This is a genomic window from Streptococcus pacificus (genome assembly GCF_016481305.1).
GTDB lineage: Bacteria > Bacillota > Bacilli > Lactobacillales > Streptococcaceae > Streptococcus > Streptococcus pacificus.
The window spans coordinates 618,742-641,182 of sequence record NZ_JAENBO010000001.1; the positions used below are offsets into that span (position 1 = coordinate 618,742).

Below are 22,441 nucleotides of genomic sequence, written 5' to 3' on the forward strand. Positions count from 1 at the left end.
ATTACTCACTAATCAAGGTTTCAAGACCAACCTTCATCATGTCTGTAAAAGTCGTTTGTCTTTCTTCAGCGGTTGTGTCTTCTTCAGGATTTGTCAGATTATCTGAGATGGTCATAATACCAAGAGCTTCCACTTGATGTTTGGCAGCAAGGTAATAAAGAGCAGCTGCTTCCATTTCAACAGCCTTGATACCCATGCTACCAAGTTTGATAATTTTATCAAAAAAGTCAGAATAGAAAAGATCAGCCGATAAAACACTACCAACATGAGTAGTCATTCCAAGTTCTTTGGCGATATGATAAGCCTTGTCTAATAATTTGAAACTAGCAATTTGAGGGAAGTCAAATTCTGGCCAATCATTTCTAATAATGGCAGATGTTGTTGCAGCAGCCTGTGCTAAAACTAATTCGCGCACATGGACATCTTTAGATGTTGATCCTGCTGTACCAACACGAATAAGACGCTTCACACCGTACTGTGTGATTAATTCGTGGGCATAAATTGAGATGGACGGCATCCCCATTCCTGTACCCATCACGCTAACACGATGGCCTTTGTAAGTCCCTGTATAGCCCAACATTCCTCTAACTTCGTTAAAAAGAACGGGATTTTCTAAAAAATTCTCAGCGATGAATTTGGCACGCAAAGGATCACCTGGTAAAAGAATTTTATCGGCAATTTCGCCTGGTTTTGCTGAAATATGAATTGACATGTTTTCTCCTTATAGTTCGACTAGTATTGATTTGATCAGATTTTTAAACTGATCTTTAATTCTTGTAGTAACTTCCACCACTTCATCATGATTTAGCTCTGATTGGAAACCTGCTGCGTAATTAGTAATAGCAGAAATACCTAAAACTTTTAGACCTGAATGAGCTGCGACAATAACCTCTGGAACGGTAGACATCCCTACAGCATGAGCTCCCATCAGTTGATAGGCTCTAATTTCGGCAGGTGTTTCATAGGTTGGTCCAGCAACTCCAAGATAGACCCCGTTTTCAAGGGTCATTCCAAGGTCTTTTGCAACTTTATGTGCAACCTCTCGGTAAGCCTTGGTATAGGCATCTGACATATCAGGGAAACGTGGGCCAAACTCATCTAGATTTGGACCAATTAAAGGATTTTCACCAGTCATGTTAATATGATCTGTGATGGCCATTAAGGTTCCTGGACCATAACCGATACCTCCTGCAGCATTAGTGACAATAACACCTTGACACCCTAGAGCCTTCATGATTCGAACTGGAAAAGTCACTGTTTCAAGTGGATTACCTTCATAAAAATGAAAACGTCCTTGAAGCGCTAAAACATAACGTCCAGAGAGCCTTCCATAAACAAGTTTTCCAGCATGACCAACCACAGTTGATTCTCCCCAGTTGGGAATATCAGAATAATCAATGACAATAGCGTCTTCGATATCATCAGCCAAATCCCCTAGACCTGAACCAAGAATTAAGCCAAATTCTGGTTTAGTCACACCTTTTCCTTCTAAAAAGGCTGCTGTTTCTTTAATTTTATCTAGTAACATTTTTTCTCCTTTGTTATTGTTTTAACGAGACATTTCTCATTTGCGGTTATTTTAAATCACTTAAGAAACTTTCACCAATCATTGCTTTTGAGACTCCAAAGTTTTCAGCAATAGTTGCAGAAATATCAGCAAAATGACCTACAGGAATGACTCCTCCACCTTTAAAGCTCTTACTAAACATCAAGAGTGGAATGTACTCACGTGTATGGTCTGTCCCAACAAATGTTGGATCATTACCGTGGTCTGCAGTAATCATCAACAAATCATTTTCTTTCATGTTGTCCATGATTTCCGGCAAACGACCATCAAATAGCTCTAAACAATCACGATAACCTTCTGGGTTGCGACGGTGACCGTATTGTGCATCAAAGTCAACGAGATTGGTAAATGATAAACCTGTTTTGAACTCTTTGAGATTAAGTGTTTTAATAAGTGTGTCAACACCATGTGAATCTGATTGGTTGTGTCCCATATCATTAGAGATACCAGAGCCATTATAGATATCATTGATTTTACCAATAGCATAAGTAGGAACGTTAGCATCATGCAGATGGTTCAAAACAGTTTCTGAAAATGGTGATGTGGCATAATCATGACGATTGGCTGTTCTAGTAAAGTTACCAGGCTCACCAACGTAAGGTCTTGCAATAATACGACCTAAAAGTGATGGACGTTCTAAGGTGATTGAACGAGCGAACTCACAAATCCTATACAATTCATCAATTGGAATAATGTCTTCGTGAGCTGCTATTTGAAGAACTGGGTCTGCTGAGGTATATACTATTAGCTCACCAGTTTTCATTTGACGTTCACCAAAGTCAGCAATGACTTGTGTACCAGAATAAGGTTTATTTGCTTCTCTGATAATCTTACGACCTGAAAATTCTTCAATTTTTTCAAGTATTTCTTCAGGAAAACCATCTGGGAAAACATCAAAAGGTTCTGTGATTTTAAGACCCATGATTTCCCAATGGCCTGTTAAAGTATCTTTCCCAAGCGACTCTTCTTCTAATTTAGTGACATACCCACTTGGATGATCTTCTTTAGGAACCGTTTTAAGTGGTGTTTCTCTTGGAATATTACCTAGTCCTATTTTTTGCATATTGGGAACATCTAACCCTACTTGCTCAGAAATATGACCAATGGTATCAGATGTGGTATCTGGTGTGCCAACGTTGAAAAATTGATCCGCATCTGGTGCAGAACCAATACCTACTGAGTCTAATACGATTAAATGTACGCGATCAAATTTTGCCATTTGTTTCTCCTTATTTCTTTTTTTCGATAATTGAAACACCTTTTGATGTTCCAACAATAACTGTATCCACCATATCGTTAAAGAGGCCATGCTCAACAACTCCTACGGTTTCATCCAATAATTTTCCTAATTTTTCAGGCTCAGATATGACATCAATGTGTAAATCAATGATGTGGTGTTTCATATCAGTCACCAATAGTTCCCCTTTGTCATCATAACGATAGCTTGGCTTATAGCCAGCTTTCTCAAACTGATTGAATAATTGCTTAATACCATAAGGAATCACTTCAACCGGTACTTTAAAGGAACCTAGTTTTTCTGATAATTTTGATTCATCAACAATCCAAATATAGTGTTTGGTATAGCTAGCAACAATTTTTTCCATTAGAAGCGCTGCTCCGCCACCCTTAATACCGTTTAAAGCATCATCAACTTCATCTGCACCATCGACAGTAACATCCACATAAGGCACATCATCAATCGATTTTAAAGGAATCCCAAGAGCTTTGGCTTGATTTGCAGTATTGTGAGATGTTGTTACACCAGCGATGTCAAGACCTTCTTCTTTCACTCGACGGCCAAGTGCTTCCACAAAAAAAGCTGCCGTTGAACCAGTCCCAAGACCAACAATCATTCCATCTTTGACAAATTCTGCAGCTTTTATACCAACTAATTGTTTTAAATTTTCCATTATAACTCCTAGATAGTTTTATCAATTATAATTATATCATATTTCATGCTATTTTCGTATAAAGGGATTTAGAGGCTATAAGGAGATAGTTCTCACTGTTAAAACTGCTTCTTTTTTTTCTGAAACGATCTCTTTTTTTAAGTTTTTTCTTTAACGTGTTATAATAATAGTTATCTATTCAATAGATTGATAAATGAATTAAAAATTTTAGAGGTATTTTATGATAACAAAAGAATTTGATACCATTGCTGCTATTTCAACCCCTCTTGGTGAAGGAGCTATCGGTATCGTACGTCTTTCTGGAACTGATGCCATCTCGATTGCCCATCGTGTTTTTAAGGGAAAAGATTTGAGTAAGGTTGACTCTCACACTTTGAATTATGGCCATATCATTGATCCTGAAAATAATGAGATTCTTGATGAAGTGATGGTTGGTGTCATGAAAGCACCAAAAACATTTACTCGAGAAGACGTGATTGAAATTAATACGCATGGTGGTATTGCCGTCACCAATGAAATTTTACAATTAGTGTTACGCGAGGGTGCTCGTATGGCTGAACCTGGTGAATTTACAAAACGTGCGTTTTTAAATGGTCGAGTAGACTTAACTCAAGCTGAAGCTGTGATGGATCTTATTCGTGCCAAAACTGATAAAGCCATGTCAATTGCAGTTAATCAACTTGATGGTTCACTCTCCACTCTCATCAATAACACCAGACAAGAAATTCTTAACACCTTAGCTCAGGTAGAAGTCAATATTGACTACCCAGAGTATGATGATGTTGAAGAAATGACTACAGCACTTATTAAGGAAAAAACAGAGTCTTTTGAACGCCTACTAAGTAACCTACTGAAAACAGCAAAACGTGGCAAAATTCTCAGAGAAGGATTGTCAACAGCGATTATCGGACGCCCAAATGTTGGAAAATCAAGTCTTTTAAACACGCTCCTTAAGGAAGACAAGGCCATTGTCACAGATATTGAAGGAACCACACGTGATGTGATCGAAGAATACATCAATATTAATGGTGTACCACTTAAATTGATTGACACAGCTGGAATCCGTGAAACAGATGATGTGGTTGAAAAAATCGGTGTTGAACGTTCTAAAAAAGCTTTAGAGGAAGCTGATTTGGTGCTCCTAGTATTAAACAGTTCTGAAAAACTCACCAAACAAGACGAAGAATTATTAGCAATTAGTCAGAACAGTAATCGGATTATCCTACTTAACAAGACTGATTTGCCTCAAGCAATTGAGATAGAAAAACTTCCAGAAGACTGTATTAAAATATCTGTTTTAGAGCATACTAACATTGATAAGATTGAAGAGAGAATTAACGCTATCTTCTTTGATAATGCAGGGATTGTTGAAAAAGATGCGACCTATCTGTCCAACTCTCGCCACATTTCACTTATTGAAAAGGCTATTGAGAGCTTGAAAGCTGTTAACGAAGGTCTTGAACTCCAAATGCCTGTTGACTTGCTCCAAATTGACCTAACAAAAACCTGGGAAATCCTTGGTGAAATTACTGGTGATGCTGCCCCTGATGAACTGATCACTCAACTCTTTAGTAATTTCTGTTTAGGTAAGTAATCATATCACTAACTAGAGATACTTGTAAAAGGTATCTCTTTTTTGATAGAAAAAGCCCTCTTTTATTATAAAAAGAGGGCCCAAAGAAACTAATCTATCATGACTACGTTTCTCATTAAAATTATTTTATAAGCTCATAAATGGCTTCAGCATAAATAGCTGCTGCTCTGTATAAATCCTCTACATCGGTAAATTCATTAGCTTGATGCATGGTATTTTCATAGCCAGGGAACATAGCACCATAAGCAACACCACGTTTTAGAAGGCGTCCAAAGGTACCACCACCAATAATTTTTTCTTCCCCTTTTAAGCCAGTGTGTTTTTCATAAACATTCAGTAAAGTAGCAACTAATGGATCATCCATTGGTACATAGTGGGGAACATGACCATGTTCTGACACTGTTACTTTTTCAACACCTGCTAGTTTTTCAAGCACTGCTTTAATCTTTTCAGGTGTTGTTCCTTGTGGGTAACGCATATTTAAAGCGATTGTATTATCATTTGAGTGTTCATCAAAATTGAAAACACCAGCATTCATTGTCAATTCACCCATTTTATCATCGGTGTAGGCAATCCCTGTATTTTTACCATAGTAATCCTGATGAAGCACATCGCTAATCAAGGTTAAAAAGGCTTTGGCTGGACCAGCAAAATCACAATTAGCAATAAAGCTAGCGAGATATGTTGCACCGTTTATACCAACTTGCGGTGACATCCCGTGAGCTGATTTACCAATAACAGTAATGACAATTTTACCCTCTTCTTCTGTTACTGTACCAGAAATTTCAGGATTTTCTAGCACGTATTTATCAAAAGCAGATTTTGTTTCATCAAGTGTTAGGTTACCAGAAATAATGGCTTTAGCAGACTCGGGAACCATATTTTCGCGAAGCCCACCTTTAAAGCTGTGAAGGACAAGGTCTCCAGAATTTTCACCAGAAAAATGAAGGTACTCAGTGATATTTCCTTTTTCCCCATTAATGATTGGAAATTCAGCATCTGGAGAAAAACCAAAGTCAGGCAATTCTTGGTCATTATGTTTGAAATAATAGTCCATATCACCCCAACCAGACTCTTCATCAGTACCAACAATAAAGCGAACTTTTTTTGAAACAGGAAGTCCCAAGTCTTTGATGATTTTCAATCCATAGTAACATGCCATTGTTGGACCTTTGTCATCTGATGAGCCACGCGCATAAAGTTTTCCGTCTTTAATAACCGGTTCATAAGGATTAGTCTCCCAATCACTACCGGCTGGCACAACATCAAGATGGGCAAAGATACCTAAGACCTCATCACCGTCACCATATTCAAATTGGCCGGCATAATTGTCAATATTTTTAGTGGTATAACCGTCACGCTCAGCCATTTTTAAAAAATGATTAAGTGCATTAACAGGACCAGGTCCAAAAGGATGAGTGGTATCCGCTTTATCATCCTCACGTTCAGATTTGATTCTTAATAAATCAAATAAATCTGACATCATCTCATCGCGACGTTTTGCTACTTCTTGTTTAAAATCTACAGTCATTATTTCTCCTTATCTTTTCTCAATTAATTCATCTACTGGTATTCTGAAATTTGCTTCTAATTTCTCATCGCTATAGCCGACACTCAAGACAATTTCTGGTCTAAATCTTGGATCAATTCCCAAAACGTCATTGGCTTTTGATTTATCAAATCCCATTAAAATATTTGTTCCAATGCCTTGATCCGTCAAAGCCAAAGCAAGATTCATGGTGACTAACCCAATATTGAAAGAAAGAAACTCTCCTTTGGTTTTCTCATCATACTTCTCAAGCATTTTAGGGTAAACCGTTGCGTAATTGCCCAACTGTTCATCAGAGATTTTATTGACAGCAAATCGAGCAATTTTTCTAGCACGCTTAGGAAGATCAGTATCACTAAAGATAACAATCGCACACTGTGCTTCCTCAATTTGTTTGACATTACGGCCAAGCATGATCTCTGCAAGCTCATTTTTCTTTTCTTTCACAATGACAAACTTCCATGGTTGAATGTTAAGAGCACTTGGTGCCAAAGTGGCAATTTCAATAGCCGTTCTCACATCATTTAAATCAACAGGTTTGTCGTTAAAAGAGCGAGTGGCATGACGTTTTTTGTTAAGGTCTAGAAATTTCATAGTTTGCATCCTTTCTAAAAGCTCTAATAATATTATTTTATCATTTTTTGAAAAGGATTTCAGCAATTGATAAAAATAAAATCTTAAGCAATGATTAGCTCATTTTATTTATTTTTACTGGCATCTTCATATAATACTTCTAAAACTGTCTTTGCAACCTTTTGGGGTATACCAAGATCAGCAATATCTTCGATACTTGCTTCTCTTATCTTTGTCAAACTCTTGAATGTTCTAAGCAATTTTTGCTTCCTCTTTGGACCAAGTCCAACAATACCATCAAGTTTTGAAGAAAAGGAATTTTTACTACGGACTTGTCTATGAAAAGTAATGGCAAAGCGGTGAACTTCGTCTTGAAGTCGGTGAAGCAAGAAAAATTCTTCAGAGTTTCTTTTTAGGTCAATCACTTGTATGGGATCTCCAAATAGTAACTCTTGTGTTTGGTGCTTATCATTTTTTTGTAGACCTGCAACTGGAATCTCTACATCAAGTTCTTTTAACACCTCCTTAGCAACAGTCATCTGCCCTTGACCACCATCGACAATAATTAAATCAGGATAAGGCAGTCCTTCTTTTTTTAGACGACTATATCGTCTATGAATGACTTCTCGCATTGAGGCATAATCATCGGGACCAACAACTGTTTTAATCTTATATTTGCGGTAATCTTTTTTACTTGGTTTACCGTCAATAAAGACAACCATGGCTGAAACAGGACTTGTTCCCATAATATTGGAATTATCAAAAGCTTCAATATGATGCGGAGTACTGATATTAAGTTTTTTACCGAGGTTTTCAATAGCACCTTTGGTTTTCTTTAGGTCTTTTTCCAATAAGTCAAATTTTTGTTGGAGGCTCATCTTAGCATTTTTGGTTGCAAGATTAACCAACTGCTTTTTTTCACCACGTAAGGGTTTAACAACCTTACTTGAAACCAAAGCTGAAACCATTGTTTCATCAATATCTTGAGGGATAAAAATCTCCTTAGGCAACAAATGTTTGTTTTCTTGATAAAACTGACCAATATAGGTTAGGAAATCTTCTTCAGGGTCATTGTAGTAAGGAAAAAGATTGACATCTCGTTCAATTAGTTTCCCTTGTCTAACAAAGAAAACCTGCACACACATCCAGCCCTTATCAATCGCATAAGCAAAAATATCACGATCAATCATATCCTGATGCATAACTCGTTGTTTGGTTCTTAGTGTAGCAATTGCTTGTAAGAGATTACGGTATTCTGCTGCTCTTTCAAATTCTAGCTTGTCAGCAGCTACTTGCATTTTTTCTTTAATCTGATTAACAATCTTATCATCTTGACCATTTAGAAAATGCTTCACATCAACTGCCATTGCCATAAAGAAAGCCTTGTCAACATGACAAACCGTGTGCGCCATACACTGGCCTAAATGATAGTAAAAACAAACTTTTTCTGGTGGGTTGGTGCATTTTTTGAAAGGAAAAATCCGATCCAGCATTCTTTTAATATCATTGGCTGCCCCTGAATCAGGGTAGGGACCAAAATAATGTCCACCATCTTTTTTAACTTGTCTTGTGATGATAATTCTAGGATAATCCTCATTAGTAATCTTGATAAAAGGATAAGATTTATCATCTTTCAAGCGAATATTATATTTAGGCTTATTTTCTTGAATGAGATTAATTTCAAGAAGGAGAGCTTCTGTGTTTGAATTAGTCACGATAAATTCAAAATCATCTATCTCAGAAACAAGCATTTCAGTCTTTGTGTCATGACTTCCTCTAAAATAAGACCTCACACGATTACGAAGATTCTTAGCTTTACCAACATAAATGATTTGCCCATTTTTGTCCTTATGAAGATAACAGCCTGGACTGTCTGGTAATAATTCTAGTTTGTGTTTAATACGTTCATTCATGAGTTTATTATATCAAAAAAGGAGCAAAAGCTCCTTAATAGACTATCTTATTTCTTTTTAATCCTTATTTGATTTTAAGAACTGATTCTTTTGCATGAATCATTTGTGTAATCAATTGACAATAAGGGGTGTCAATACCAAGTTTTTTCCCTTTTTTAACCACTGCACCATTGATAAAATCAATTTCAGTTGGTCTATGGTTTTGAACCAAGTCTTGGTGCATTGAAGGATAGTGATGTGCTGCTTTCACTGACGTATCCATCACATACTTAGTGATTTCTTCCTCGTTTAAAGTCACACCCTCTGCACTTCCAACAGTAACAAATTCGTGAATGATTTCATGAACCATATCAACACCATCTTGGCTAGCAAATAATTCTCCAATGGTACAATCTAAAAGGGCACAAGTTGAGTTCATAGTTCCGTTAACACAAGCTTTTCGCCAAATATTTGGAATAACATCTTCGTCATAGATAGCATTTAAATCAGCAGCATTTAACATGTCAACAATTTGATGGACTTCATCGAGATTTGAAGGGTCTAGGCTCTGTAAATTCAAGCTTCCAACCCCTTGTAAATGGGCATGTCCAGGTCCTTTAAGACCAGCTGTCCAAACTGTAACACCCATAAGAAGATTTTTCTCAGAGATATATTGTTTGATAACATCTTCATGCCCTAATCCGTTTAGAAGACAAAGAACTTTTGTGTTTTCTCCAATAATACCCTTGATATCATTTAACATTTGTGGCAATTGCATTGCTTTAGTAAACAAAATAATCAAGTCTGCTTCATCTTTAGCTTCAGTTGGTTTCATGATTGGGAGTTTGACATTATCTTCAATATCACCCGTAATTTTTAAACCATTTTCTTTAATGGTATTAATATGGTCTTCCCAACCATCTAATAAAATCACATCATTATTTGTTTTTGAGATTTGGTAACCGAAACGACAACCCATGGCACCTGCACCTGCAATATATACTAACATTATAGCCTCCTTTAAATTTTAACTCTGATTTTAGCTTTCAAATACAAAGATATCATCTTTATATAGTTTTAAAACATCTTTACAAATTTTGTGTGTGACAAAACCGACACCAAATGGAACTACTAGCCAAACTAATAAAATTAGTAACAGACCACTACCTCCTTCTAACGAAGCAATTGGACCAACGGCTCCAACTAGACCAAAACCAGCTGAAGTTGGTGTTCCAATAAGGTTAAACATAGGAACAGTAATAGAACTAATGGCTGCTGTTACAAGCATAGGAATAGCCATCACTGGATGCTTCAAGAAGTTTGGCATCATCATTTTCATTGCCCCTAAAGCAATCGCAATAGGAACGCCAGATTTATTAACTTTTAATGTTCCCCAAACTAAAACTGCTGTTGTTGCAGCAATTCCCATCGAAGCTGCACCGGCAGATAAGCCATTTAAACCAATCGCTAAAGAAATAGCAACCGTGGAAATTGGACTAACAATAATCATTGAGAATGCCATAGCAATAAGAATAGACATCAACAATGGTTGAAGTGTTGTGAACGTATTAATGATTTGACCGATTAAGGTCGTCACGTAAGACACATACGGCAGTATCAACCAGCCAATATAACCCACAACAGTACCGATGATAATTGGTAACAAGATGATATTTAATGACCCAAACTTGTCTCCGAAAAACTGAACTGCCAAAACAGCCAAACTAGCAGTTATCATCATATTGATTAAATCACCAATACCTCTTAATTGAAAAATACCACTAGTAACCCCTTCGGTAACTATTTCAGTATAAGCCCAAGCTCCTGATCCAATATAAGCAGCCCCTCCAACTGCTAATTGTTGCATCGTAGAAAATTTAAACTGTTGTGCAATCAAAACACCAGCCATTATCGGGGTGAAAAACTGAAACACTTGAACAATATGTAAAAAATCTGCTGCAAAAGCATTAGGGAGTAGCGGCTTTAAGAAAGTCGCTAAAATCGCATTAGGGATTAAAGCTACAACAATAGCAATCGCTGTTCCTCCTAATACCTTGTTAACAAAAGAGCTAATGGTTTCTTTTTGTGTGTTTGACATCAAATAACCTCACTTTTTTTATTGATGTGATATTAATCACACCTGCTTTTTCAGTATAACAAAAACAATTGTGATTGTCATCACTATTTTCAAAAAAATAAAAAAAGAGGAGACGACCATAGCTTTTCTCCTCTATATAGTTTTGTTTACTAGGCCTAGTAAATCTTCAAGCTTTTTAATTTCAAATGTTGGTTTTATCTCTGATGAATTAACTTGATTATCAGGATTGTACCAAACGGTATCAATGCCAACATCCCTACCACCTTTAATATCGGCTAAAAGATTATCTCCAATCACAAGTGCATAACGAGCCCTAAACCCATCAATAGCTTCTGCGACGTGATTAAAAAAAGCTGGGTCAGGTTTATGATAACCAATTTGATCAGAAATGAAAACCTGTTTAAAATAGTGACTGATTGGAGAATGCTTGAGACGGTTTTCTTGAATAGCCGTGATACCATTGGTTATGGCGTAAAGTTGAAAACCTTCCTTACTTAATTGTTCTAATAAATTGACAGCAAAAGGATAGACATCTCCTTGTAGACCGAGATAATACTCATAGCGTTTAGCCCAAAACAAACCATCTTCAGTACGATTAAAATGAGCAAATAAGTTGGCAAAACGTGTTTTAACGAGAACGTCTTTTGTGATTTCTTTTTTTGATAAGGCTTCCCACATGGCTTTATTCATCGGCTTATAATAAGCCATATAAGTAGAAATATCAGAAACATTAGCTTCTTCTAATAATAGCGTCAAAGCCTTTTCTTCTGCTAATTCAAAATCAAATAAGGTGTGATCCAAATCAAAAAGTAAAAAGTGGTAAGTCAAGGTAAGAATTCCTTTCTGGATAAAAACTTTGAGTTTATTATATCATAGAAACAAAAAAGTAGTCGCACTTTCTCGGTGCTAACTACTTGATTAATTGATTAGGAAGTAACTAATTTTTCTTAGTCAAAATATGGTTTTAAGCGAGTTAGAACGACTACTGCCCAAATAGAGAGTACAAACATCGCAATAATCACAAGTGGCACGGATACTTCGGCTGCATAGTAAGTACCAACAATCTGAGCTAGAGATGTTAAAACACTTAAGAACATTACTATACGGGAATTATTAATAATAGCAACAATTATCACACACGGTACCAAGGCCAATGCCATCAAGTGTAAGCCAGCAAAAACTTGACTAGCAGCCATTAATGCCAATTCTGGAGTTAGTGATAACCCATTGACTGGATAGACAAGCCTCCCCAATGAAAAAACAGTATAAAGAATACCGATAGTTAAAACAAGAAACAGAGCCAACATGAGCGATGACAAAACAGGCTTACATTTTTTTATTTTTTCGTAGAAGAACAAAACTGCTGCTAATAGTGTTGGTGCGCTAAAGACTAGTAATTCATCCGCAAATTGTAAGGTGAGCTGATGTTGTTTAGCCCATAACAAGACACCACTTGCCTGCGTTGATGGCATCGGTAACGTTAAAACAATAAGTATACAAGAAACCATTAATAAGGCAAATCCTAAAAGCCATAAAATACTATAAGTGATAAAAGGTCGTTTTTTTAGGTGAGTCATAGTGTCTCACTCCTTTTTATTATTTTTTGATTGGGCATATTCTTAAAAAGTAGTTTTAATAAAAACTACTTTTTAGCTTATCGATTGGTTTTAAAAATCACTTTAAAGTCACTCCCATGTCCTAATTCAGACTCAACTCTGACTTGGGCTTGATGTAGAGTCGCTATTTCTTTAACTAGTGACAAGCCAAGACCTACACCTTTTGTGTGTCTTGAACTATCAATACGATAAAAACGATGCCAGATTTTTTCCAACTCTTGTTTTGCTATCCCTTGACCATTGTCTTTGATGCTCAGAATAATATTATTTTCAGATTGACTTAGACTCACTCGAATCTTATCTTTAGTAAATTTAACAGCATTTGAAATAAGATTATCAATCAAGCGTTTTAATAAAATAGGATCACCAACTAGATTTATGCCTTCTTCAATCTGTGTGTCCAAGAAAATCGATTGTTCATTAAACAACCTTTTACTATCTTCTAAAAACTGGTTGACAAATTGAGAAAAATCAATGGTTTCCATTGTCAGTTGGGTCTTGTTTTCTGCTCTAGTTAATTCCAAAATTTGTTCAACCATTTTTTTCATTAATTGTGATTGCCGATGAATGACATTGAATGATTCTTTGGCATCTTCCATGGTATCAGCGTAATCTTTACCATATTCGCTCTCAGAAAGAATAACCGTTACTGGCGTTCTGAGTTCATGTGAGACGTCATTATTGAATTGTTTTTCTCTTTTAAAAGACTGATCAATGGAGGCTAACATGGTATTGATCACCTGAGCCAAATTGGTTAATTCATCTCCTTTGTCAGAAACTGCAATTCGCTTACTGTAGTCTTTTTTATTGGTTATTTCTTGGGCTGTTGCTGTTATTTTTTTTATCGGTTGAAATGATTTTTTAAGAATCAAGTAACCACCTACAATAACAAAAAACATCACCAAAGGTAAAACAATGATAACTGAAGTGAGTAGCGTTCTTAAACCCTCGCCCATCTGGTTTTTAACACGAATCGCACGTAGCCATTGGTTGCTATTTGCAATAGCTAAATCATAATATTGAAAAGTTCTCCCATTATTTGTGACGTCCGATATTTTATCAGGCTTAAAAGGTAAACCAGCATCAAAAAAATGAGGAAAACTACCTTGTAGAACCTGGTTACTACTATCATAGATAGCATAGTAAATACCATCATCAAAAGATTCAAACTCTTCTAATTCATCGTCGTCTTCATCTAATTCTTCTACCATTTCAATAGCCTGTGATTGCAATTCTCTCTGACCAGCCGTTTCAGAAATAGTTCTTGAAACAAAAAAAGAGGCGATAACAACTGCGATTAATATGATGAAGATAAAAAAACTATACCAAAGCGTTATTGTCGTAATAATACTCCTTTTTCTTGAAAAGGTCTTTTTATTCGGGAATGACATAGCCAAGCCCTCGCTTCGTTTGAATGATGGATTGTTTTTGATTTGAGTCTAGTTTCCGTCTGAGATTTTTTATCAAGACATCAATAATATTTGATTCGCCGACATAGTCTAGATTCCAGACATGTTCACGAATTTGTTCTCTAGAGAGCACTTGATTCCGATGACTTGCCAGATACTCTAAGACTTCATATTCTTTACCAGTCAAATTGATAACTTTTTTATTTTTTCTAACTTGTTTTGTAGTCAAGTCAATCTCGATGCCATTAATAGTAATCACATTTGAAAGAATGCGACGATTAGTTCGTCTCATCATTGCTCTAAGACGTGCCATTAATTCATCAAAAGCAAAAGGTTTTGTGAGGTAGTCATCTGCTCCGGAATCAAGACCAAAAACACGGTCTTCTAGAGCATCCTTCGCAGTAAGCATCAAAACAGGAACTTGATTACCTCTGCTTCTTAGCTCTTTAAGAAATTCAAACCCATCCATTTTTGGCATCATGACATCTAAAATAATCACGTCATACTCACTAACAGCAACATAATCAAGGGCTTCTTGACCATTAAAAGCACTATCGGTCGTGTAGTGTTGTGTTTTTAATAATTTAGCGATAGTCTTGTTCAAATCAAACTCATCTTCAACAATTAAAATTTTCATCTTGTAATCCCTTTCTTATCCATTATAGCACAAGAGTTTATAACATAAAAAGGAGAGGGGAAATCCCCTCTCCTTTTTATCGATTAGTTTTTAAGTGACCATAACTTAATCATCAAATTTTTCTGAAAGGATTGTTGCATCATCAGCACTTAAAGTAAGTTCTTTTTCAAGATTGTCAGTGATAATAGTTACTTCATAGACCATTTGATTTGGGTAATCAGTGTCTAGTGAAATATCCTTTAATTGAGCCTCTGGATAGTTTTTGTTGATGAGTGTGATAACATCTGTTATTTTTTGTTTAGGTTCAGAGATTGGATAATCGTCTTCATTTTCAACCTTGCTTGAGATGATTTGACCTGAATTAGCATCAACAATATAAGATTTTTGCATATTGTTATCAGCAATCTCAATCTCATAGTGAGGTTGATTGTTATCAAAACCCAATTCAATATCAGTTACAAATCCTGTTTTAGCTTCTGCTAATGCCGTTTTCATAGCTGAATTAAAATCAACTTTAACAGTTTGTGTTTGTGGTGATGGATCTGCCTTTTGTGTATCATTTTTACTTTCTAAATGATCATCATCAACATCGTCTGCTTCATCATCAAAAATAGTTTCTACTTTTTCTTCCATTGGAGAATCTCTATCGAACAATTCATTGGCAATAGCATAACCTCCAGCTGCAATAACGATAATAGCAATAATTCCAATCATTAACGATTTTTTTGTTAGTTGTTTCATTTTTGTTACCTCTTTCTATTTTAAAAAGTTAGTTTTCTTATTTACACTTTAATGATAGAATCCTTAAATGAATGTAAAATGAATTTTCAAATTTTTTTAAGATTTTTCTTTATTTGAAATAAAAATATGCCATTAATGACTCAAATGATTCAAATTGAAACGAATTATATTTTTAACCTTAACCATAATTAGAATAAAAACGCTGTGTCAAAACACAGCGTTTTATTCTGATAAAATCTTAATGGAAGACCATACCACCATCAACAACAATCGTTTGTCCAATAATATAATTAGAATCTTCTCTATTCTTTTTATTAGAAAGAATCTTAAACAGTTCCAAGTAATTGAAAATGCCAAAATCTTAAAAAGTAGAAAAACTCTTTTTATAATGTACTTTATTCTAATTTAAGACCTAATCCTTTTTCATTTGCATTTTCAACAATTAGTTGGGCAGTAACAATGTCTAAAACTGCCGTACCAACTGTCTTAAAGACTGTTATATCAGTTTCATTTTGACGGCCATCAACTTTTTCTAAAACAAGTTCACCTAATTCACCAGTAATATTTTTTTCATTAATTTTTCCTTGTTGAAGAGGAGTAATAATATCTCCTGCTTCTGATAAAACACCATCTTTTGTATCCAAAAAAATACAATCCGCATGCTCAATCAATGAAATTGGTAATTCATGCATTTCGGGTGTATAGGCACCTATACCATTGATATGGGTACCGGGCTTAACATCATTAAAATTGAAAGTAGCCACTTTAGAAGTTGTCACTGTTGTTATCACGTCTGCTTCTTGTACTGCTTTAGATAAATCATCTGCTACAATAATATTTGTAGTAAAATGATCTCTTGTAGCTTCGTAAAGTTGTTTAGCAAATGTTTTGGCACGATTTAAATCAATATCTGAGACATAAAAAGTTCTCAATTTTCTAACAGTTAGCATGGCAATGGATTGTTGCAAAGCTTGCCCACCAGTACCGATAATTAAACCAATTTTAGCATCCTGTCTTGCCAATAAATCTGTTGCAGCTCCCTGTACAGCACCTGTTCTTAATTGTGTTAAGAATGTTCCATCTAATATGGCAGAAACAATTCCAGTTTTAGCATCGATGACTACCATCGTTGCCGGTACTGATGGTAATCCTTTATTAATATTATCTGGATAAACTGATACAATTTTAACACCAACAGCATCAACTTCCCCTTTTGTTGCTCCAGGCATAAAAAGTGATTGACCATTAAATTTTTCAACACCTAGATTTACTCTTAGTGGAATTATTGCTTCTCCTTTAGAATAGATTGCTAATGAATTTTTTGCAGCTTCGATAGCTTTAGACATTGAAAATGATTTTTCAATATCTTTTTTTGATAAGTATAACATATCAGAACCTCCTATTAAGTTGATTTTTTTAGCATACCATATGAAGTATAAATGAGAATCGCAGCTACTAGCCATTGAATTAAATCAAGATTCAAACTTTTCACTATAAATACCGCCACCAAGACGCCAAAAACACCAAAAGTAGAAGTAAATAAAGTAATTTTACGACTGTATTGACCTGATTTTACAAATTGAATTGAACCTATTGGTACGGAAAAAGTTGCTGCTCCCATCATAATTGGAAATGATACTGCTGGATTTAGCCCAAGAAGATAAACAGTTATCATTGTTAACGCATATGATCCAATTCCAATGTTATTAAGTGCCCCAAAAATAAACAAAGCAATGGCGGCTATGAAAAGCCGAATTCCTAATAAAGAGGTAGCTGTTCCTCCAGATGGTAAAATACCAAAACGTCCTCCCAAAATAATCATGGCAGCAATAATCATACCAATGCCAATATAATATTTTATTTTTGCTGCGGGTAATTTTGTAGCATATTTTGCACCAAAATAGGAACCAACGACTTGTGAAATAATACAAGTAGCAAGAGTAATTAAGCCCACTTCAATTGATTGAATATAGGCCAATGCCATTATTGCCAAGGGAATTGTACATTGTGTATTCAATGTTCCTGGTAATTTTTTTATTGATGTCCAATTAAGTTTAGAATATAGTGCCGTTGATGTTGCAAAATCTGAAACACCAAATGTTGAGCCAAAAAAGATTAAGGCACTTGAAATAGGTAAAATTCCCGTAGGCGCCTCTTCAGTCATAATTTTTTTCCTATTTTTTAATAAATCTCTTACTAGTAAAACAACATAGTAAGCGTTTACAATTATAATTAAAAAAAGAATTATCCATTTTACTGAAATCATTCGTTTTCCTCCTTAAAATATATTTTATTGTTTTTAAATTTTGGGACTAAATATTAAATTAGAAAAAAATCAAAACTAAAATGTTTTAAAAATTCATATTTATGATCATAATTAAATAAAGTATTGGTTTTCTTTTTATCATAATCAATTATACCAATTTTAAACTGTCTTTAACCGATTGTTTTGCTATGCCAGGTTGATTATTTGGTTAAATCAGTATAAATTCTACGCAAAGCGTGAGCACTTTTTTCTTTTTTCGTGTTTAGTTTAGCATTTTTAAAAAAGCTATTCAAATAAAAAGAGGCTAATTAATGGGCCATAACATTAAAAGTTTTTCTTCTTCAAGATAATATCAATAGAAAACATTACAAAATAAAAAAGAGAGGTTCCCCTCTCATTAAAAATGATTTTTAAATATTTTTCTTATATTTAAAAATTGCTAATTTTCCAAGGTTAACTGAGTTGGTTGGTGTTCAATCCTACTTTTTCGGAGATAACAGAAGCATCATCTGCACTCACGATTAATTCTTTTCCAGCACCGTCTAAAAAGAGTGCTACTTCATAAAACATTTGATCTGGAGAGTCATAATTTAAAGAAATACTATTTAATAATGCTCCTTTATATTGCGTTTCAATCAATGTCATAATATCATCAACACTTATTTGAGGTTTGTTAATTGTATAGCCAATTTCACTCGCATTCAGAATGGATAGGATGTCTCCTTTATTGGCATCAATAACATAAAAGCTAATAGTATCATTTTCAACAATCTCAACCTCAAAATAAGGTAAATTTTCTTCGATTTTTATTTTAACTTTGCTAATGAAACCTGTCTTAGCATGTTTTAGAGCAGTTTCCATAGCTGTATCAAAGTCAATAGTGATAGGATCTATGAGTGACGACTGATTACTTTCAGCTGTTTTGGGATCCTCTTCATTTTGTCTTTCAATGCTATCTTTAGAATCTTCTTTGATTTTATCAAAAGTTTTCTTCGCCGTTCCTTCTGTAGGAGAATTCTTATCAGGAGAATTATTTTCGGAAGAACCATTACCAATAGCAAATCCGCCTATTACAATAACTAAGATAGCAACGACTCCTGCGAGTAGCCATTTTTTTGAGTTTTCTTTCATTCAAGTTCTCACCTTCTATTTAACAAATGAATTAATTAATTGATAGTCTTAGTATATCATCATTAGATGAATAAAAATAGAAAAATGATTGTTTCTCATAAAAAAACCGGTTACATTAATAACCAGTTTCTTTTGTTAGATATAATCTTTAACAGTTTCAAGGAGTTTTGAAATAGCTGAAGCATCTGAACCACCAGCCATAGCCATGTCAAGTTTTCCACCACCACGTCCAGATATGATTGGAGCCAATTCTTTAACAAGATTACCTGAATGAACATCTTTTGATTTACTTGCTACAAGTAGGTTAACTTTTTCACCAATAGCAGCCACTAAAACAAGAACATCTGAATAATCCTTTTGTTTCCATTGATCAGCAAATGTTCTAAGTGCTCCTGCATCTGAAACATCAACCTTTTTGGCAAGTAAACGAATACCTTTAATCTCTTGAGGATTACTAAAAATCTCACCTGCTGCTACTGAAGCTGCTTTTTCTTTTAAAATGGCATTTTCTTTTTGCAATTCACGTAATTGTTCTTGAAGACTAGCCACCTTATTTGACACTTCTTTTAATTGAGGAGCTTTAATTGTTTTCGCAATTGCTTTAAGAGCATCTTCTTGGTCACGATAAGCAAGATAAGCTTCCTTACTTGTCACAGCAATAATACGACGAGTTCCTGATCCAATACCTTCTTCTTTAATGATTTTAAACATTCCAATTTCAGAAGTATTTTCCAAGTGTGTTCCACCACACAACTCAACGGAATAGTCACTAATGGAGACAACACGTACAACCTTACCATATTTCTCACCAAAGAGTGCCATAGCACCCATTTTTTTAGCTGTATCAATATCGGTTTCTATCGTATTGATTGGAATAGCTTCCCAAATTTTTTGGTTAATCTCTTCTTCAATTTGACGAAGTTCTTGATTAGTCAAAGCTTCAAAGTGGGTAAAATCAAAACGTAAGAAGGCTACTTCATTTAATGACCCTGCTTGAACGGCATGATTACCAACAATATGATGAAGTGCTGCATGAAGCAAGTGAGTGGCTGTATGGTTTTTCATGACACGGTAGCGACGCTCAGTGTCAATTTCTAGATAGTAGGTTTGGCCTTCTTCAAGTAGTCCTAACACTTCTACCTTGTGAAGTGGCTGACCATTTGGTGCTGATTGCACATCAACAACTTTAGCAACAACATCACCTGATAGGGTTTTAATGACACCATGGTCAGCAACTTGTCCACCTTTTTCAGCGTAAAATGGTGTTTCTTCAAAAATTAAATAAGCCTCGTTCTCACTAACAGCTGAGACACGCTCATCATTTGCCACAATGGCTGATAAGCTACTTTCTATTGCCTGTGTTTCATAAAGGAAGGTTGATGGTTCTGTAATGTTAGCCAAGGTTTCATTTTGCATTCCCATTGAACCACCTTTAACGACGTTAGCACGCGCACGCTCTTGTTGTTCAGTCATTGCCATTTTGAAGCCTTCGTGATCAATGGTGAAGCCTTCATCTTCGGCTAATTCTTCTGTTAATTCAACAGGGAACCCATAGGTATCATAGAGTTTGAAAATATCTTTGCCTTGTAATGTGGTTTGGCCTTCTTCTTTTAGCGATGCTAATAACTGTTCAAGATGAACAGAACCAGAATCAATCGTCTTAGCAAAGGTCTCTTCCTCACGCTTAATGATTTTTTCAATAAAGTCATGTTTTTCAAGCACTTCTGGATAATAGCTTTCCATGATTTGACCAACAATAACTACCAAACGGTATAAGAAGGATTCTTTAATGCCCAAACGACGGCCATGCATAACTGCACGACGAAGAAGACGACGTAAAACGTAGCCACGGCCTTCATTTCCAGGTAAAGCCCCATCACCTATCGCAAAAGCAAGCGAACGAATATGATCGGCAATGACTTTAAAACTCATATTGTTACCATCTGGATCATAGGTTTTACCAGAAAGTTTTTCGACTTCACGAATAATCGGCATAAAGAGGTCTGTTTCAAAGTTGGTTTTAGCCCCTTGAATAATAGCAACCATTCGTTCAAGTCCCATGCCGGTATCAATGTTTTTGTTTGGTAGTTCTTTGTACTCACTTCTTGGAATGCTTGGATCCGCATTAAATTGTGATAACACAATGTTCCAAATTTCAATATAACGGTCATTTTCAATATCTTCTTCAAGCAAACGAATACCGATATTTTCAGGGTCAAATGCTTCGCCACGGTCAAAGAAAATCTCAGTGTCAGGCCCTGAAGGACCGGCACCAATTTCCCAGAAGTTTTCTTCTAACGGAATTAAGTGACTTGGTTCCACACCCAACTCAATCCAACGATTATATGAGTCTTTGTCGGCTGGGTAATAGGTCATGTAGAGTTTTTCTTTTGGAAAAGCAAACCATTCTTCACTGGTTAATAATTCAAAGGCAAAAGCAATAGCTTCTTCTCTAAAATAATCACCAATTGAAAAGTTTCCAAGCATTTCAAACATGGTGTGGTGTCTAGCTGTTTTACCAACATTTTCAATATCATTGGTTCTAATTGATTTTTGAGCATTGGTAATTCTTGGATTTTCAGGGATGACAGAACCATCAAAATATTTTTTTAAGGTCGCGACACCTGAATTAATCCATAACAGCGTTGGGTCATTAACAGGAACAAGATTGGCAGAAGGCTCAACAGAATGTCCTTTTGATTTGAAATAGTCTAAAAACATCTGTCTAATTTCTGCACTCGTCATTTTTTTCATTCTTTATTTTCCTTTTCTTTTTATCAGTAGTTTAATGTGACGCTGAAGAACTTGCTGCTGCAGTTTCTTCTTTTACTCGATCTATAGCAATGACAAGCGAGATAACCAAATCACTATAATTGTCATCAAAAACCTCTACATTATATGTTGAAGTCAATTTAAACCATTCTTCAGAGATAGTGGCAACTAATTGGTCGTGTAAAAACAGACTAAAATTCATTGACCAAATGTCGCCTTTAACAACCATGCCCAAGTTTTCAATGCGATACTTTGGTTTAAAGAAAGACCAGTCTTTGATGATAACAAACTGTCTGCCATCAGCTAATTCAACATCGAACTTTGGAAGAAAGGTCCACAGTCTTTTTGTAATTTGGCTTACCATATTACCGTTCATATCAGTGATGGTATAGCGCTTAGGAATTTCTAAAAAACTACCCGCCACCTCATAATGAGAATTATTCTCACTGTCTTTGATATAAAATTTTCCACCAAGTGACCACATTTTTTGTTTGATATGAAATAGTTTAGTCATAACTAACTCCTTCAAAAAAACAAGTCCACTAAAGAAGGGCGAAAACCGCGGTACCACCTTCATTCAATGAACTTGTCATTCTTCATGATTTATTATTAAATTTTTTATTAAGTAGCATGTTTTTAGAGTTTGAATGGCTTGCATCAACCGCCACTTTTCTGGTTCAAACCGA

Annotated in this window: 20 protein-coding genes; 1 reads left to right on the top strand and 19 read right to left on the bottom strand. The window is 35.3% G+C overall.

Annotated elements, in window-relative coordinates:
• Nucleotide 1 precedes the first annotated feature (1 nt).
• From deoD to rpiA, 4 genes are read right to left on the bottom strand one after another with little or no spacing between them, the layout of a single operon-like run.
• Nucleotides 2-712 (bottom strand): purine-nucleoside phosphorylase, encoded by a 711-nt coding sequence (deoD, locus tag JHK62_RS02840; protein WP_199575161.1) that lies wholly within the window; start codon nucleotides 710-712, stop codon nucleotides 2-4.
• A gap of 9 nt (nucleotides 713-721) precedes the next feature.
• Nucleotides 722-1,528 carry a purine-nucleoside phosphorylase gene (locus JHK62_RS02845; RefSeq protein ID WP_199575162.1) on the bottom strand — a complete coding sequence of 269 codons (807 nt, stop codon included), beginning with the start codon at nucleotides 1,526-1,528 and terminating at the stop codon, nucleotides 722-724.
• Between the two features lie 46 nt (nucleotides 1,529-1,574).
• On the bottom strand, nucleotides 1,575-2,786 hold the full coding sequence (locus JHK62_RS02850) for a phosphopentomutase (RefSeq protein ID WP_199575163.1): 1,212 nt from the start codon (nucleotides 2,784-2,786) through the stop codon (nucleotides 1,575-1,577).
• A gap of 10 nt (nucleotides 2,787-2,796) precedes the next feature.
• Nucleotides 2,797-3,477 (bottom strand): ribose-5-phosphate isomerase RpiA, encoded by a 681-nt coding sequence (gene rpiA / locus JHK62_RS02855; RefSeq protein WP_199575164.1) that lies wholly within the window; start codon nucleotides 3,475-3,477, stop codon nucleotides 2,797-2,799.
• A gap of 220 nt (nucleotides 3,478-3,697) precedes the next feature.
• On the opposite strand from rpiA, the gene mnmE reads away from it, so the two are divergent.
• Nucleotides 3,698-5,071 (top strand): tRNA uridine-5-carboxymethylaminomethyl(34) synthesis GTPase MnmE, encoded by a 1,374-nt coding sequence (gene mnmE / locus JHK62_RS02860; RefSeq protein WP_199575165.1) that lies wholly within the window; start codon nucleotides 3,698-3,700, stop codon nucleotides 5,069-5,071.
• A 121-nt stretch (nucleotides 5,072-5,192) separates the two neighbouring features.
• Here mnmE and pepV read toward each other — a convergent pair whose 3' ends face one another.
• The 15 genes from pepV to JHK62_RS02935 form a co-directional block, all read right to left on the bottom strand.
• Complete coding sequence (gene pepV, locus JHK62_RS02865; protein ID WP_199575166.1) at nucleotides 5,193-6,602, bottom strand: dipeptidase PepV; 1,410 nt, start codon at nucleotides 6,600-6,602, stop codon at nucleotides 5,193-5,195.
• Between the two features lie 9 nt (nucleotides 6,603-6,611).
• Nucleotides 6,612-7,214, bottom strand: coding sequence for a nitroreductase family protein (locus JHK62_RS02870; RefSeq protein ID WP_199575167.1), 603 nt, complete (start codon nucleotides 7,212-7,214; stop codon nucleotides 6,612-6,614).
• Nucleotides 7,215-7,318: 104 nt separating this feature from the next.
• Nucleotides 7,319-9,106: an excinuclease ABC subunit UvrC gene (gene uvrC, locus JHK62_RS02875; RefSeq protein ID WP_199575168.1), complete on the bottom strand. Its 1,788-nt coding sequence runs from the start codon at nucleotides 9,104-9,106 to the stop codon at nucleotides 7,319-7,321.
• Nucleotides 9,107-9,170: 64 nt separating this feature from the next.
• Entirely contained in the window at nucleotides 9,171-10,094 is a 924-nt protein-coding gene (locus JHK62_RS02880; RefSeq protein WP_199575169.1) for a 2-dehydropantoate 2-reductase, read from the bottom strand.
• Between the two features lie 30 nt (nucleotides 10,095-10,124).
• Entirely contained in the window at nucleotides 10,125-11,183 is a 1,059-nt protein-coding gene (locus JHK62_RS02885; RefSeq protein WP_199575170.1) for a PTS sugar transporter subunit IIC, read from the bottom strand.
• 132 nt (nucleotides 11,184-11,315) lie between these two features.
• The gene (locus JHK62_RS02890) at nucleotides 11,316-12,011 is read right to left on the bottom strand and encodes a YjjG family noncanonical pyrimidine nucleotidase (protein WP_199575171.1); all 696 of its coding nucleotides are present in this window, start codon (nucleotides 12,009-12,011) and stop codon (nucleotides 11,316-11,318) included.
• 119 nt (nucleotides 12,012-12,130) lie between these two features.
• Nucleotides 12,131-12,760, bottom strand: a complete 630-nt coding sequence (locus JHK62_RS02895) for a hypothetical protein (RefSeq protein ID WP_199575172.1) — start codon at nucleotides 12,758-12,760, stop codon at nucleotides 12,131-12,133.
• 77 nt (nucleotides 12,761-12,837) lie between these two features.
• Nucleotides 12,838-14,190: a HAMP domain-containing sensor histidine kinase gene (locus JHK62_RS02900; protein ID WP_199575173.1), complete on the bottom strand. Its 1,353-nt coding sequence runs from the start codon at nucleotides 14,188-14,190 to the stop codon at nucleotides 12,838-12,840.
• A complete protein-coding gene (locus tag JHK62_RS02905; RefSeq protein WP_199575174.1) occupies nucleotides 14,174-14,845 on the bottom strand; it encodes a response regulator transcription factor in 672 nt (223 codons plus the stop codon). The genes JHK62_RS02900 and JHK62_RS02905 overlap by 17 nt, the downstream gene beginning before the upstream one ends.
• 105 nt (nucleotides 14,846-14,950) lie before the next feature.
• Entirely contained in the window at nucleotides 14,951-15,586 is a 636-nt protein-coding gene (locus tag JHK62_RS02910) for a PepSY domain-containing protein (RefSeq protein ID WP_199575175.1), read from the bottom strand.
• Between the two features lie 395 nt (nucleotides 15,587-15,981).
• Nucleotides 15,982-16,974 (bottom strand): ornithine cyclodeaminase family protein, encoded by a 993-nt coding sequence (locus JHK62_RS02915; protein ID WP_199575176.1) that lies wholly within the window; start codon nucleotides 16,972-16,974, stop codon nucleotides 15,982-15,984.
• A 14-nt stretch (nucleotides 16,975-16,988) separates the two neighbouring features.
• Nucleotides 16,989-17,852 carry a hypothetical protein gene (locus JHK62_RS02920; RefSeq protein ID WP_199575177.1) on the bottom strand — a complete coding sequence of 288 codons (864 nt, stop codon included), beginning with the start codon at nucleotides 17,850-17,852 and terminating at the stop codon, nucleotides 16,989-16,991.
• Nucleotides 17,853-18,305: 453 nt separating this feature from the next.
• On the bottom strand, nucleotides 18,306-18,983 hold the full coding sequence (locus tag JHK62_RS02925; protein ID WP_199575178.1) for a PepSY domain-containing protein: 678 nt from the start codon (nucleotides 18,981-18,983) through the stop codon (nucleotides 18,306-18,308).
• Between the two features lie 135 nt (nucleotides 18,984-19,118).
• Nucleotides 19,119-21,737: an alanine--tRNA ligase gene (gene alaS, locus JHK62_RS02930; protein ID WP_199575179.1), complete on the bottom strand. Its 2,619-nt coding sequence runs from the start codon at nucleotides 21,735-21,737 to the stop codon at nucleotides 19,119-19,121.
• A 31-nt stretch (nucleotides 21,738-21,768) separates the two neighbouring features.
• A complete protein-coding gene (locus tag JHK62_RS02935; RefSeq protein ID WP_199575180.1) occupies nucleotides 21,769-22,269 on the bottom strand; it encodes an LURP-one-related/scramblase family protein in 501 nt (166 codons plus the stop codon).
• Between the last annotated feature and the right edge of the window lie 172 nt (nucleotides 22,270-22,441).